Annotated in this window: 8 protein-coding genes; all 8 read left to right on the forward strand. The window is 46.6% G+C overall.

Annotation, left to right across the window (positions count from 1 at the left end):
* Positions 1 to 133 precede the first annotated feature (133 nt).
* On the forward strand, positions 134 to 3,400 hold the full coding sequence (locus NIASO_RS14440) for a SusC/RagA family TonB-linked outer membrane protein (protein ID WP_008586981.1): 3,267 nt from the start codon (positions 134 to 136) through the stop codon (positions 3,398 to 3,400).
* 19 nt (positions 3,401 to 3,419) lie between these two features.
* Positions 3,420 to 5,231, forward strand: coding sequence for a RagB/SusD family nutrient uptake outer membrane protein (locus tag NIASO_RS14445; RefSeq protein ID WP_008586983.1), 1,812 nt, complete (start codon positions 3,420 to 3,422; stop codon positions 5,229 to 5,231).
* A 17-nt stretch (positions 5,232 to 5,248) separates the two neighbouring features.
* The gene (locus NIASO_RS14450) at positions 5,249 to 5,647 is read left to right on the forward strand and encodes an InlB B-repeat-containing protein (RefSeq protein ID WP_008586985.1); all 399 of its coding nucleotides are present in this window, start codon (positions 5,249 to 5,251) and stop codon (positions 5,645 to 5,647) included.
* A gap of 24 nt (positions 5,648 to 5,671) precedes the next feature.
* Positions 5,672 to 7,837 carry a type 1 glutamine amidotransferase family protein gene (locus NIASO_RS14455; protein ID WP_008586986.1) on the forward strand — a complete coding sequence of 722 codons (2,166 nt, stop codon included), beginning with the start codon at positions 5,672 to 5,674 and terminating at the stop codon, positions 7,835 to 7,837.
* A gap of 83 nt (positions 7,838 to 7,920) precedes the next feature.
* Positions 7,921 to 10,635, forward strand: coding sequence for an alpha-L-rhamnosidase (locus NIASO_RS14460; RefSeq protein WP_008586988.1), 2,715 nt, complete (start codon positions 7,921 to 7,923; stop codon positions 10,633 to 10,635).
* A 187-nt stretch (positions 10,636 to 10,822) separates the two neighbouring features.
* Positions 10,823 to 12,367, forward strand: a complete 1,545-nt coding sequence (locus NIASO_RS14465; protein ID WP_044046712.1) for a sulfatase family protein — start codon at positions 10,823 to 10,825, stop codon at positions 12,365 to 12,367.
* Positions 12,364 to 14,547, forward strand: coding sequence for a type 1 glutamine amidotransferase family protein (locus NIASO_RS14470; protein WP_008586992.1), 2,184 nt, complete (start codon positions 12,364 to 12,366; stop codon positions 14,545 to 14,547). The genes NIASO_RS14465 and NIASO_RS14470 overlap by 4 nt, the downstream gene beginning before the upstream one ends.
* A 194-nt stretch (positions 14,548 to 14,741) precedes the next feature.
* A complete protein-coding gene (locus tag NIASO_RS14475) occupies positions 14,742 to 15,128 on the forward strand; it encodes a RidA family protein (RefSeq protein WP_008586993.1) in 387 nt (128 codons plus the stop codon).
* The last annotated feature ends 12 nt before the right edge of the window (positions 15,129 to 15,140 follow it).

A 15,140-nucleotide genomic window follows, 5' to 3' on the forward strand; every position in this document is an offset into this window, starting at 1 on the left:
GCGTGTTGGGAATTTGAAGAGTAAAAGCAACGTTGTAATCAGCCTGCTTTCGGCTGCTGTATGCTGTTTTATCTTCCTGCCAGATTCACGCCGGATAATTTTAATTAGTTCATCACTTAAATGCGTTTGCAATATGAAAAAAGCGATCATGCTGTTTTTGCTTGTTTCCATTCTGGCCGTAAATGCGATCGGACAAAAGAGGATAACGGGTATAGTAACAGATGAAAATTCCCAGCCAATTTCCGGGGTATCAGTGCTGGTAAAGGGGACCAATACGGGCACTGTTACCGACACTGTAGGGAAATATTCCATACCGGTCCATAAGGGCCAAACATTGGTATTCAGTTTTGTTGGAAATTCCACGGAAGAGCGTGTTGTTGGCAGCCAATCAACAATCAGTGTTTCCTTAAAAAATACATCCAGTTTACTTCAGGAGGTGGTGGTAGGATATGGGGTGCAAAAGAAAGCTGAAGTAACAGGGGCTGTTGCCACCATTGATGTGAAGAAGGCGCTGGATTCCCGGCCTGTTCCGGATCTGGCGCGTGCTTTACAGGGCGTTTCTCCAGGGCTTTTGATCACAACCTCCAGCGGTAATATCGGGCAGTCTCCCGAGATACATTTGCGGGGAGTGGACGGATCGGTGAACGCCGATGCCAAACCCCTGATACTGCTGGATAACGTTCCTATTCCCGACATGATGATGGTAAATCCTGAGGACATTGAATCCATCTCTGTTCTCAAGGATGCGGCATCCGCTTCTATTTATGGGGCGAGAGGTTCCTGGGGTGTTATTCTTTTAACTTCTAAAAAAGGCAGGAAAGGTCAGGTGCGTATATCATACGATAACAATTTTGCCTGGTCTTCTCCAATGAATACTCCCCAAATAGCGGATGGGGCAGCAGGTGCAGAATATATGTTGCGTCAGTACAGAAGAACGGCTCCCAATACAGCAAGCTTCAATATACTCGGCGCTTATTATGATGACCTGAGTATAGAACGGATGCGGCAATGGAAGGCGCTTTACGGCGGCATGGACCTGGGACCAGAAATGGTGGAAGGCCGCGATTTTGAACGCCGGAATGGACAAACCTATTATTACAGGGCATGGGATATTGATAATTTGTTTCTTAATGACGCTTCACCTCAAATGAAACACAACCTCTCCATTTCCGGGGGCGATAGTAAAACAACCTATTATGCAAGTTTTGGAGCAATGGATCAGAGAGGGTTGGTGAAAGTGGCTCCTAAGCCGGACCGGTTTACCCGCTTTAACGGAACGGTGCGGGTGGAAACAAAGATCAATAAGTGGTTTACAGCCCGTACCTCCCTGATGAGTTATGCGTCGAACAAGCAGTACCCTCAATTCAGGCTGGCCAAAGCCGGAGGCGGAGGCAATGAATACTGGTTTAATATTTACCGTTATCCGGAAACCTATCCTTACGGAACGTTCAACGGCCTGCCATTAAAGAATATTCTCAACGAACTTCAGCAGGCGCATATAAATACCGTAAAAGGAGATCAGAGCCGGTTGCAGGCCGGGGCTACGCTGACCTTCCTTAAAGGCTGGACTGCCGATGTGGACTATACCTATTCTGTCAATAATTCTCATGATAATGTTGCCACGGCTCCCATTTCAGGAATTAATAGCTGGGTTGACCCTACTTTAACCAGTGTGCTCGACAATTACTTTCCCGCAGAGGATTATGTGATCGAAACCTCCAGGTGGATCAGGAGGAATGTGGGCAAAGCCTATACTACTTATAATAAAACGATCGGGGGTCATAGTTTCAAGTTAATGGCAGGCAGTGATATCGAGTATTACATTTCCGATTTTCAAACCTCGGAAGCTGATGGTTTAATGCTGCCTTCCAAGCCGACCCTGAATCTCACATCCGGAGCAGAATTTGCCAATGGCTATCCCACTCACTGGTCAACGTTGGGCTATTTTGGACGTCTGAATTATGCGTACAAAAACAAATACCTGCTGGAAGCAAATCTCAGAAGAGACGGCGCCTCCAATTTTCCTGTGAATAAGAAGTGGGCAACCTTCCCGTCTTTCTCTGCGGGATATATCCTTTCCAATGAGAAATTTATGGATGGGGTAAAGGATAAATTAGCATTAAGCTTTTTGAAGATCCGTGGGTCCTGGGGTTCCATTGGCAATAATGATATAGGAAACAACTCCTATATCCGCACCATGACAGCAGGTTCTTCCAACTGGTGGATCAACGGTCTTAATCCTACGATGGTAGGCGAATTTGCAAACGTCTCAGATGCTTTAACCTGGGAAACGATTCAGACGACGGATCTCGGATTGAACGCACGTTTTTTTAAGGATGCTCTTTCGATTGATTTTGACGTGTTCAACCGTGCTACAAAAGGAATGGTTACAACGGGTGTGGAAGCGCCCTCCTCACTTGGTTCAGCCCCTTCGAAACGTAATTTCGGAGAACTGGTAACCAAAGGCTGGGAACTGGCAATAACCTACAACAAACAATTTTCAAATGGTATTGGTTTTAATGTAATGGGCTCGCTTTCCGATGCAACAGGCCGCATTACCAAATTTGCCAATACCGAAGTAAGTATATTACCGGGAGGCAATGATGTGCCCAATTACCAGGGTAAGGAAATGGGGGAGATTTGGGGCTATACTTCGGACAGGCTATTTACGAATGCTGACTTCACCGGGAATAACGGAGCCGGAAACCCTATTTGGTATTACGATCCAAAAACACCCAACCAGGATGCGCTTAATTCTAGTTCGGCGTTCCATTTTGGACCGGGTGATGTGAAGTATAAAGATCTTAATGGCGATGGCGTGGTTGATTATGGCGGTGGAACAAATCTGGATCATGGGGATATGCACATCATTGGAAATACCACGCCTCGTTACTTGTTTGGCTTTAGAGTGGGATTGAACTATAAAGGGTTTGATTTCAGCGGCTTTTTGCAAGGCGTAGGCAAGAGAGATTATTGGGCTACAGGCTCGTTGTTTATTCCGGGCTTTACGCAGGGCGAAGCCGTTTACCAGAACCAGATGAACTATTGGACACCGGAGCACCCCGATGCGTTCTACCCGGCTCCCTCTAATCCCAGCGCAAATAATCACAATGCCAACTGGCAGTCCCAGACGCGTTATCTGTTGAACATGGCCTATATAAGGGTAAAGAATCTATCGCTGGGCTACACCATTCCTGTAAAGCTGCTGCATAAAGTAGGACTGAACAGGGCGAGGATATTCGCCAGTGGCGAAAACCTTTTTACGATCGATCACGTGACGATGCCGATCGATCCTGAAATTCAGCAAAACTCCGTCGAAGGATTTAACGATGCCAAGAGTTTTGGAAGAACCTACCCTTATTTCAAAACCTGGTCTTTTGGAGTACAAGTAGATCTTTAAACCTTTAATTCAGATTTTTATGAAAAATAAGTTATTGCTGCTGATGTGTATCCTGGTTTTTACTACCGGGTGTAAAAAAGATTTCCTTGTTCAGGAGCCGCTGGCGTCTTTCAGCGACCAGGATTTCTGGACTTCCGAAGCAAGTGTAAGGGCCTTTGCAATGGGCTATTATAAGGAACGTTTTCCGGGGTTCGGCGTAAATGATGTGGGGGGCGTTTTTTCAATTCGTGAAACATTGAATGATGACTATGCAAGTGTGAGCCTGCCGGGCTTTCCAAGCCAGCCAACTGTTAGTGGTGGTGGATGGGCCACTTATTTTTCCGATATACGCAAAGACAACATTTTTGTAGATCGTGTTTCGGGAATGGGAATGAAGCTGGGTGATAGCGCCACTTATAAGCACTGGGTGGGTATTGCCCGCTTTTTCAGGGCTATGGACTATTGTGACTTTGTATTTGATTATGGTGATGTACCTTATTACAACAGGCCGTTAACCGACTATGATACGGCCCTCTTCAGACCCCGTGATCCTGCTACATTTGTACTGGATAAAGTTTTGGAGGATTATACCTATGCCGCTCAGAATGTAAAGCTGGATGACCCGGGGACGGGCCCCAGGGGGCTGGTGATCACAAGGGATGTAGTGGATGCCTTTATGTCGAGGCAACTCCTCTATGCCGGAACCAAATTAAAATATGACCCTGCTACCTCTGCTGCTGACAGGGTTAAAGCGGGCGTATATTTGCAAGCAGCCAAGGATGCAGCAGCAAGACTGATCAGCTCGGGCCGCTATGCTGTTGCCGACAACTATCAGAAATTATGCAGCACTATTGATATTGGTGCCACACCCGCGGTTAATAAGGAGATGATCCTGTACCGCCGGTATAATACAGGAGAAGTAACCCATGCTATTGCTTCAGGCAATAATGTCAATACTATTCAGGGCAATGGAGCGCCCAAAGACCTGGTGGACGCTTACCTGTGCACGAATGGTATGCCTATAAAAACAACTGCTGGCGTAAATCCGGCTTACCTGGGCGACCAAACAGCAGCCAACCAACTGGCAAACCGCGACCCACGGCTTACAAATACCTTCCGCACAGACCGGTTTTATCTTCAGTACATCGAAACCGGTTATTCCGTTACCGGGTATAAATGTTATAAATTCCTGGATGAGCCAACGCAGAACGAGGCGTATGCCGTGCAAAGTTTCAATATTACAGATGCGCCCATTATCAGGTTTGGAGAAGTTTTGCTGAACTATATTGAGGCCGCCGCTGAACTTGCTGATATGGGAACCTATACAGTTGTGCAAAGCGATTTGGACAAAACAATAAACGTATTGAGGAAAAGAGCAGGCTATACTGCTGCATCCAGACTTCCGGATATGAAGATCATAGGAAACTTACCGGCGGTAGGGGCAACCGTTTATGACGATGCAGACAGAGACCCCTCTGTGCCTTCGCTGATCTGGGAAATTCGTCGGGAACGAAGGCTGGAACTAGTATATGAAGGTTTTCGCGAGAATGATCTTAAGCGCTGGCGGAAGATTAATTATTACAATACGCAACTGTATCCCAAAAAGAACCTGGGGGCCTGGATAACAAAGTCGTCTGTAACCAAGGCATTAATTCTTGCGGATATCAACGGCAACGTCACATCCCCAAGCAACACGGCAACCGGAAGCGGATATTTGAAAGTATCGCAAACATTCCGCAATGCAACCAGCGGGTTTGTTGTTGACCGGAACTACCTATTGTGCGTGCCTACTTATCAAATTGATTTTTATGGCAGAAATGGTTCTACATTAACGCAGAACCCGGGTTGGTAATTCTAAAAAAAATAATTATGAAACAGTTTTTTGATCATCAAAGGAAGCAGGCAATAAGAAGACCTGTAGTCGGAGTAGTGCTGTCGGGGATCATTATCCTCTCCTGTATCGGTATTTTCTCTTCCTGCAGTAAAAGCGATACTGCGGTTGACCGTACCTGCACGGTTACTTTCATTCTCAACCAAACCAATGCAGCCGGTGACACCGTTATTGTAGAAGCGACAGCCGGAGCGCTTGTTAAAGATCCCCCGGTTCCGGTAAGGGCCGGCTTTACCTTCAAAGGCTGGTATACCAATGCCGCCGATGCCAACCCCGATCCTGCGAAGAATACGGCTGCGCCAAAGTTTCCGGAGTACGATATTGCAACCAAGCCGATTTACCTGGATGCGATCCTGTACGCCAGGTGGGTAAAATGATTTTTAAAATAAAAAAAGATTGCGATGGTGAATAGGTTTTTCAAATTAGTTTCTATAGGATACTGTTTGGCCGGTAGTTGTTTTTCTGTGCAGGCACAGGACGCGCTGCCCCCGGGCACGCCTGGCGTTAAGCCGGGCTCATTTCCGGTATCCGTACAATTTACCCGGGTGCCTTCAGGGAAGGGCTGGCGGGATGAAGAATTGCCGCTGACCGATCAGGTGATGCAGGAGACCATTCACAATATTATTTTACATGGATGTACGCATATTGCCGCCGGTGATTTTTCCCGGGGTGGAGCTAATGAAAAAGTGCTTCAATATGCACAGAAGCTGGGCATGAAAATAGACTGGACCTCGAACGGTGTGCAGCTCTTCAAAAGGAATGACCCGCCGCAATACAGCGTTTATTCACCGGAATATCTGGCTGCTGTTAAAAAGCAGATCGAGCCGGTGCTGGGTAATGTCAAAAAGCTGGCGCATCCTAATACGATTTTCCCTTTTATGGATGAGCCCTTTCATGCAGATACTACCGCCTTTGATTATCGCCCCATTACGGCAAATGAATTTCAAAAGGAATTCGGTTATCCTATGCCGCTAAGCTATGCTGCGGCAAAAAAGGACCCGAAGAAACACCTTGATTTTATCAATTTTCAGTCGGGAACATTTGTAGCAGCCTGGAAGAAGATCTACCGGGAAGTGAAGGCTTTCGATCCCCGGCCTAAGGTTGTAATGACGCATGATAGTCATAATACCATGGGCGGCGGCGTGGAATCAGACTCCAAATATGCTATTGACGATATTTTTCATTGGGGTGGTGCGTTTGCAGATATGTTCCTGTATGATATTTATCCCTACACCATGTTTGATTACCGGTATGGTGAATACGGGAAATTTCCAAAGCCGCGCATCAGCCAGATGCATTATACCATGGCCCAGATGCGTAACCTTACAACAACCTATCATAAATCGTTGGGTTTTTGGTTGGGCACCTACAACGAAGGATGGTTTCGCCGTTACATGAACGCTGAAATGGAGAAACAATACTGGGGCGAACGTGAACTGGCCTATACAGCTATTGCCAATGGTGCGGATTTTATCATCACCGGGATCAACATTCCGCAGGACGCCCGCCATTGGGATGACTTTGGGAAAGGAATGCGGGCCATTCAGAAAGTGGGGGCCGGAATACTGGCCGCTTCCAAGCCAAAATCGCGGGCTTGTTTTTTATTTCCAAGAAGCCAATACGTACAGTTGAATGAAGAGTACTTCAATGTGGGCCTTACTTATGAGCTTTGTCTCAGGGCTTTTGGGGAAATGGACATCATTCATGAAGAGCAGATCGTTGATGAAAATATGAATGGCTATGATATTCTGGTATTGGGCGATGTAAAAATGCTGCCGGCTGCTGTAGCTAAAAATATTGAAAAGTTTGTACAGAAGGGCGGGATCGTTATTGCGGATTGTGTTCCGCAGATGGATGCCTATATGCAACCCTTGCCGGTAATGCGTAAACTTTTTGGTGTAAGCAGCGCTTCAACCGATCGTGTTTTGCAGCAAGGACAGTGGAACCCTTTCTCAATGCTTCCAGCGATATGGGCACATGGCAGGAAACCACCACCACCCGCTGTAAAGACCTTTGCAAAAGCCTCCGGTAATGCGTTTGGACAGCAGTATGATTTTACGTTGGTTTCACCACGTAACTGTAAGGTGTCAGACGGAAAAATTGTATTGAAATCGAGCACCGGACAGCCACTGCTCATTCAAAAGCAAAATGGCAAAGGCAGCACCTATCTCCTGGGATTCTGTCTTCAGGACAGCTATTTTCAAACATGGATGAAAGGAGACCTCAAATCCAGGGCGCAGCTCTATAGTTTGATGCATAACATATTTGGCAACACTAAAGTGAATGCACGGGCCTACTCCTCCAATCCTGATATGGAAGTTGCCTTACGTGCTAATGAAAAGGAAGCGTTTGCATTTGTGATCAATCACGAAGCGCCCAACGCAATCACCGATGTAACGCTTTCCGATCTGGGTTTTGACGTAGGTGAGATCATGGATGTAGAGTGGGGCCGGCCCGTGGCTTTTACCAAAAAAGACAATCAGATAAAGTTCACGGTTATGGCCGTAGAAGGAACCCCGACCGGCGTAACGAGGCTTTTGAAAATTACGCCCGTAAAAACTAGATAACGGAAAGATCGTTTCCGTTAGCAAATAGACCGAGGGTACTAATGCCGTTAGCAAGACCCGAACAGTTATAATAGCGTTTTACAATGAAAACAACATCTTTCTTATTTTTTATTCAACTGACCTGCCTTACGGCGGCCGCGCAAATCAATATTGAAAAGCTATCTGTAGAATACCTTACAAATCCCATTGGTATTGATATTGGAAAACCCCGGCTTTCATGGGTTATAGAGAGTAAAGAGCAGGATGTTCAGCAGACGGCATATCAGATCCTGGTGGGTTCTTCTCCTGAAAGGTTGAATGAGGCAAGTGCAGATATATGGAATTCAGGGAAAGTGGTTTCATCCGGTTCGGTGCTGGTACCCTATAACGGGAGCCAGTTGTTGTCGGGAAAACGGTATTATTGGAAGGTCAGGGTCTGGGATCAAAAAGAGCACCAGTCCGTTTCAACAGAAACTGCGTTTTGGGAAATGGGTCTGCTGAACAGGGGTGACTGGAAAGGCAAATGGATCAGTGCTCCGAAAGTGTATGAATGGCAGGATTTCAAATTCCACCGCAGGGCACTGATCGGGGATGCAAGTATAGAAGACACCACTCGTGCCCCGCTGTTCCGGAAATCATTCTACCTGGGAAAGAAGATCGCAAGGGCCAGGCTCTATCTCTCTGGTCTTGGATTTAACCTGGTTTATATAAACGGTAAGAAGATCGGCGATCATATATTGGACCAGGCGTTTACCCGGTATGATAAGACCGTTCTGTATTCAACTTTTGATGTGACTGCGGCCGTTCATTCCGGGAAAAACGCCCTGGGTATAACCCTGGGTAATGGGTGGTATAATATGATTTCTAAAGATGTATGGGGTTTTGACCAGGCGTCCTGGAGAAGCGACCCCTCTCTGGTAGCACAACTGGAAATTGTTTTTGAAGATGGCTCACGCCAAACCATTGCCAGTGATGAGAGCTGGAAAGTAGCACCAGGGCCCATTTTTTTCAACAGCATACGTCAGGGGGAATATTACGATGCAAGACGGGAGCTTCCTGGCTGGAACGGAGAATCGTTTAATGACCAGCATTGGTACCACCCTGCAATTGTAAGCGGTCCTTCCGGTAAGCTGAAGGCGCAGCTGATACAACCGGTAAAAATTACCGGTACCATTGTTCCCCGGAAAATCACAGAGCCGAAGCCGGGAATATACGTATTTGATTTGGGACAAAACATTGCCGGCTTCTGCGGGCTAAGAATAACGGCGCCGGCTGGAACGGAAATTAAGTTAAGATACAGTGAGCGGCTTCAGCAAGACGGTACGGCAGGCCAACGGGATGTGGCGCAGCATGTAGTGGGGGGAATGGTGCAAACGGACAAATACATTTGTAAAGGTGACGGCGTTGAAACCTGGCACCCCTCCTTTTCTTATTATGGATTTCAATACGTTGAAGTAAGCGGGTTGCCGGCAAAACCGGGAAAGGAAACGATCACCGGAATGAAGATCAATACTGCATTTGAGCCGGCAGGGAGTTTCCAGTGCTCCAATGAACTTTTTAATAAAATTCAGCGGAATGCTTTATCTTCTTACCTGAGCAATTTTATGGGATACCCCACAGATTGTCCGCAACGGGAAAAAAATGGATGGACCGGTGATGCACACCTGGCTGCGGAAATGGGACTTTATAATTTTAAAGCGGAGAACGGCTATACAAAGTGGTTGGGCGATATTGCCGATGAACAGCAGCCGACCGGGGAACTGGCTGCCATTGTGCCAACGGCCGGTTGGGGCTATTTTTGGGGCAATGGCCCGGCATGGGATAATGCCATGATACTGATTCCATGGTATCTCTACCGGTACAATGGCGATCAGAGGATCCTGGAAAGAATGTATCCGAACGTTAAGCGTTATGTGGATTACCTGGGTACACGGGCAGAAAACCACATCGTTAAGATCGGGCTGGGTGACTGGGCTCCCGCAAAAACAAAAACACCACCGGAAGTTACCTCAACAGCTTATTATTATATTGATGCAGTCATACTTTCAAAAATGGCCGAACTTTTCGGTCATAAGGACGATCAAAAAAAGTATGCTGATTTAGCAGTCAAAATCAGAGAGGCGTTCAATAAAAAGTATTATAAAGGAAAAGGCGTTTACGATCCCGGCAGCCAGACGGCTCTTGCCTGCGCCCTTTACCAGGGCCTGACTAATAACGCTGAAGAGACAATTGATGCACTGGTTTCGGCGGTAAAGCAAAGCGATGACCACCTGGATTGCGGCATCCTGGGCACCAAATACCTGTTGCATGCTTTGTCTGACAACGGGCATCCGGACGTTGCCTATAAAATAGTGAACCAGCATAGCTTTCCCGGCTGGGGGTACTGGATCGACCAGGGCGCTACCACGCTTTGGGAACAATGGAACGGAACGGAATCGCTGAATCACATCATGTATGGCGATGTAAGCGCCTGGTTTTATAAGACCCTTGCCGGTATAGCTCCGGATGATAATTTGCCCGGGTTTAAAAGGATTGTATTCAAGCCCTATTTTTCGCCGGATCTGCAATGGGTAAGAGCCAATCATCAAAGCATGCACGGGGAGATAAAAGCTGTCTGGGAAAAAAAAGGCAGGATTATTTATTACAGGCTAACTATCCCGGCAAACACTACCGGTGCGGTAACACTCCCGGGAAATAAAAAAGTATTTGTCGATAATAAACTTATCTCAGGTTCCGGAAATGTAAAAGACATACGCAAAAAAGCAAATGAAATCAAATTTGTTTTGGGATCCGGCTCTTACCTGATTACGATAAAATAATTGAACGGTTTATTACTAAAACAGGCAAAATATGAAACAGATCAGCGGCGCTCCAATTTCGGATTTTATTATTCAAAACAGGAAAGGAATTTTTAAAGCATTACTTCGCGCTTTCATGTTTTTGCGGGAAAGAAAAATCAAATCGGCGCACTACCAACCAATCAGCTTGCGTGGATTACCATTTCTGATGACTTTACTTTTCTCGGTCACCATTAGTACTGTTCTTTTCGGTCAGGAGGGCATAGTAAGCCAGCCCGGTCATTCCCTGGAGCTTTCCAGGACTTCCGTTAGCAAAGCCCGGAACATCATTTTTATCTTAACGGATGACCATCGCTTTGACGCCATAGGCTTTCTCAAAGCCCAATCGTTTATTAAAACGCCAAATCTGGACCGGCTTGCAAAGGAAGGCGCTTATCTTCCCAATGCGTTTGTCACCACATCCCTGTGTTCGCCATCACGGGCTTCCATCCTTACCGGCCTGTATGCACATAAACACAAAGTGATCGACAACCAGAACCCTGTTCCCGGGAACCTGGTCTTCTTTCCCCAGTATTTGCAAAAAACAGGCTACCAAACGGCATTAATTGGTAAGTGGCACATGGGCGGCGCGCACGATGAGCCTCAAAGAGGCTTTGATTATTGGGTTTCATTTAAGGGCCAGGGCTCCTATCTTCCTGAGAAGAATGGACTGAATGTAAATGGAAAACACGTACCGCAGAAGGGTTATATCACTGATGAATTAACCGATTATGCGCTGGATTTTTTGAACCACAGGGATAAGAACAAGCCCTTTATGCTCTATCTCTCACATAAAGCAGTGCATGACAATTTTGTTCCCGCGGAGCGCGATAAGGGGATGTTTAAAAACGATCACTTTAATCCGCCGCTTACTATGCAAACCGGCAAGCTCGAAGGGGCGCCAATGTGGCTGCAAAACCAGCGTAATTCCTGGCATGGGGTTGATTTCCCTTATCACAGTAATCTTGATATTGAAGCCTATTATAAACGTTATGCCGAAACACTTTACGGGGTGGACGAATCGCTGGGGCGCATTCTTGATTATTTAAAACAGAAAGGGCTGCTGGAATCAACGCTGATCATTTACATGGGCGATAATGGCTTTCAATTCGGAGAGCATGGCCTTATAGACAAACGAACGGCTTATGAGGCTTCCATGCGGGTGCCCATGGTCGCTTATTGCCCAGGGATCATCAGGCCCGGAACAGTGGTTAAGGAAGTAGTGGCGAATATTGATATAGCGCCTACGCTTCTCAATGTGGCAGGGTTAAAAGCCCCGGATTATATGGACGGAAAAAGCTTCCTGCCTTTTCTTGAAGGAAAGAAGCAACCCTGGCGTGACGGGCTCCTGTATGAATATTACTGGGAGCGTAATTTTCCGCAAACGCCATCCATGTTTGCCTTGCGCGGAAGCCGCTACAAATACATTCACTACTACGGAGTTTGGGATACCGACGAGCTTTATGATTTGCAGCGTGACCCATTAGAAACCAGGAACCTTGTCCGGAATAAGGATTACAGCGATGTGGTTACGAAGATGAATGAGGAGTTGTTCGGTTTGCTTAAAGGTTCGCAGGGCATGTATATTCCGTTGAATCCCGACAGGGGCAAACAATCTAACCTGAGGAGCGAGGATGGCTCTCCGGCCGCTTCCTTTCCTGCCTACCTCATGCGGGAAAGAGGAGATACAACTTCAACAAAGAACGATCAATGAAAATAAGGGAATGCTTTGCGCGAAAGATCGCCGGCAACCGGTTTTTGCGAAATAGCAGCAGTATCGTTTTATTTGCGATAATGTATAACCGGCCTGTTATGGGGCAACACTCCCGCGTGCCTGTTCAAAGAAATCCGTTTCCAAGCACCATTCAGTTTGCACCGTCATCATCCGGCGTGCCAAAGGAACAGCAGGAACAGCTCCCTGTTGTTGGCAGACAGCAGCAATCCATTCAGGATATTATAAACGGGGGATTCAGTAATTTCTGGATCTATAATTTCTCCGGAGACGGCACCAGGAACTTATTAGAGTACGCAGTGTCTAAAGGGATGTTCATTGACTATATGACCTCGGGCTTCGAGGGCTTTGGCCGCTATGCCCCGCCATCCACCAGTGTTTATGCACCCCAATATGCTGCGGAAGTAAAAAAAAGAATAGACTCCGGCCTGGCACCGATCAAAAATGTAAAGCATATTTATTCAGTGTTCCCGTTTGTGGACGAACCCTTTCATGCCGGCCCCGAATCCTTCGACACGAGCGTATATGCAAAAGCCAGGTTCCGGGATATTTATGGTTATCCAATGCCGGCAGCCCTGGACTCGGTCCGCAATGACCCCAGGCAATGGCTCGATCTGCTGAATTTTCAGTCGAACACGTTCCGGGATGGCTGGACGCAGGTTTACCATGCAATGAAAAACGCTGTTCCCGGAGCTAAAATTGTGATGACACATGACAGTCACAATACCTTTGGCGGGGGGGTCAAGTCCAATTCCAGGATTGCTATGGATGATGTTTTTCATTGGGGCGGAAACTTTGCTGATGTTTTGGCCTATGATATGTACCCCTACATGACTTTTGATTACCGGTACGGAGCGCCGGGAAAACTGCGCAAACCCCGTATCAGCCAGATGCACTATACCATCGCACAACTCCGCAATGTGGCCACCACCTATGGAAAAGAATTGGGCTTCTGGGTGGGTACTTATTGCGATAACTGGTTCAGCCGGTTTAAAGGGCCGGAGCGTAAAAGCCAGTATTGGTTTGAGCAGGAGGTATCATATACCGCCATTGCGCAGGGCGCCAATTACCTCATTTCGACCTCTAATTATAATGGCTCCAATCTGCCTATAGATACACTTCACTGGGAAAATTACAGTGCCGGAATGAAGCTGATCCAAAAAGCAGGGGCTGGCTTGCTGAAAGCCCCGAAGCTCAAATCCAATGCATGTTTTCTTTTTCCGAGAACACAATATTTACAGTTGCAGGAGGAGTATTTTAATGTAGGGCTGAGCTTTGAATTATTCTTACGTGCTTTTGGAGAACTGGACATCATTCATGAAGAACAGATCACCGATGACAAGCTTAATGGGTATAAGGTGCTGGTGCTGGCCGATGTAAAATTGCTGCCGTTGGAAGTGGCCCGGCATATTGAAGCCTTTGTAAAAAAGGGTGGTGTAGTGATTGCGGATTGTGTTCCCCAAATGGATGCTCACAAGCAGCCATTGCAGGTAATGCCGCAACTCTTCGGAGTGAGTCGTGCCGGAACGGATCGTATCGTGCAGCAGGGACAGTGGGTTCCTTTTACCATGCTTCCGCCTAAATTATCATTTCCGCCGGAGGAAACAACAACGGAAGAAATAAAGAGCGACGAAATAAAAGGGACGGTATTTGGCGCTGCATGTAATTTTCGTGTAACCAGTCCACGTATTGCGGATATTACTACGGCCACCCCCCTGCTTACCATGCACTCGGGAGCGCCGGCCTTGCTGCGGAGCCAGGCAGGGAAAGGAAAAGCTTATCTGTTGGGTTTCTGCCTGCAGGATACTTATTTCCAGACCTGGAAAAATGAGGATAGCGCCGGCCGCCGGCAACTGCGGGAACTGGTAGCTAATATATTCCGGGATGCAGCCGTCTACCCACACATTCATTCCTCTAATCCGGATATCGAAGCCTCAGTAAGAGCTAGCAAAAAAGAAGCGTATGTTTTTATCATTAATCATGAATCCGGTGAGCCGGGAACATTGGTGCAACTGGAAAACCCAGGGTTCAGGATAGGAAAGATAACCGATATCGGAACCGGTCAACCGGTAGCATTTAGTAACCATAATGGCAGGGTTGCGTTTAGCATCCTTGCTCCCATTGGAATAACAAGGCTGCTCAGGGTAAGCCCGGTACTGTAGCGAATTAGTGATATAAAAGAACGCTAGTTGGTCATGTATCCGTTCGCATGAAAATATCACAAATACAATGAAAAGTACTATTGTTTTAAGAACGGCAAAAGTAATTTCGACACATCTTATTTTAAGGAAATAAAATAAAAACAGGAGGATCAGGAATCAATAAATGATCATTCATCCTGATAAAAATATTCTTTATGCAAAAAACAAAAGTGAACCATCCGGACCGTGATTTATCTTTTGATACGGGGGCTTATTCAGATGGTGTTATGGTGGATGGATTTCTTTTCGTTAGCGGACAGGCGTCTGTTGATTTTAAAACATCAAAGTTCATCCTGGGCGCTGTTGAAGAGGAAACGCACCGGACGCTCCAAAATATAAAGGCCATTGTTGAAGCCGCCGGAGGAACAATGGAGCAAATAGTAAAATGCACCGTGCACCTGCAGGATATTAATGAGTTTGACCGGTATAACAAGGTCTATTCTCAATATTTCCCCGGTATAAAACCCGCCCGAACAACTGTTGAATCCAAATTGGCCGAGGGGATCAGGGTTGAAATTGATTGCATCGCAAAATTATTTTGACCCGGTCGCGAA

The organism is Niabella soli DSM 19437, from assembly GCF_000243115.2.
GTDB classification, from domain to species: domain Bacteria; phylum Bacteroidota; class Bacteroidia; order Chitinophagales; family Chitinophagaceae; genus Niabella; species Niabella soli.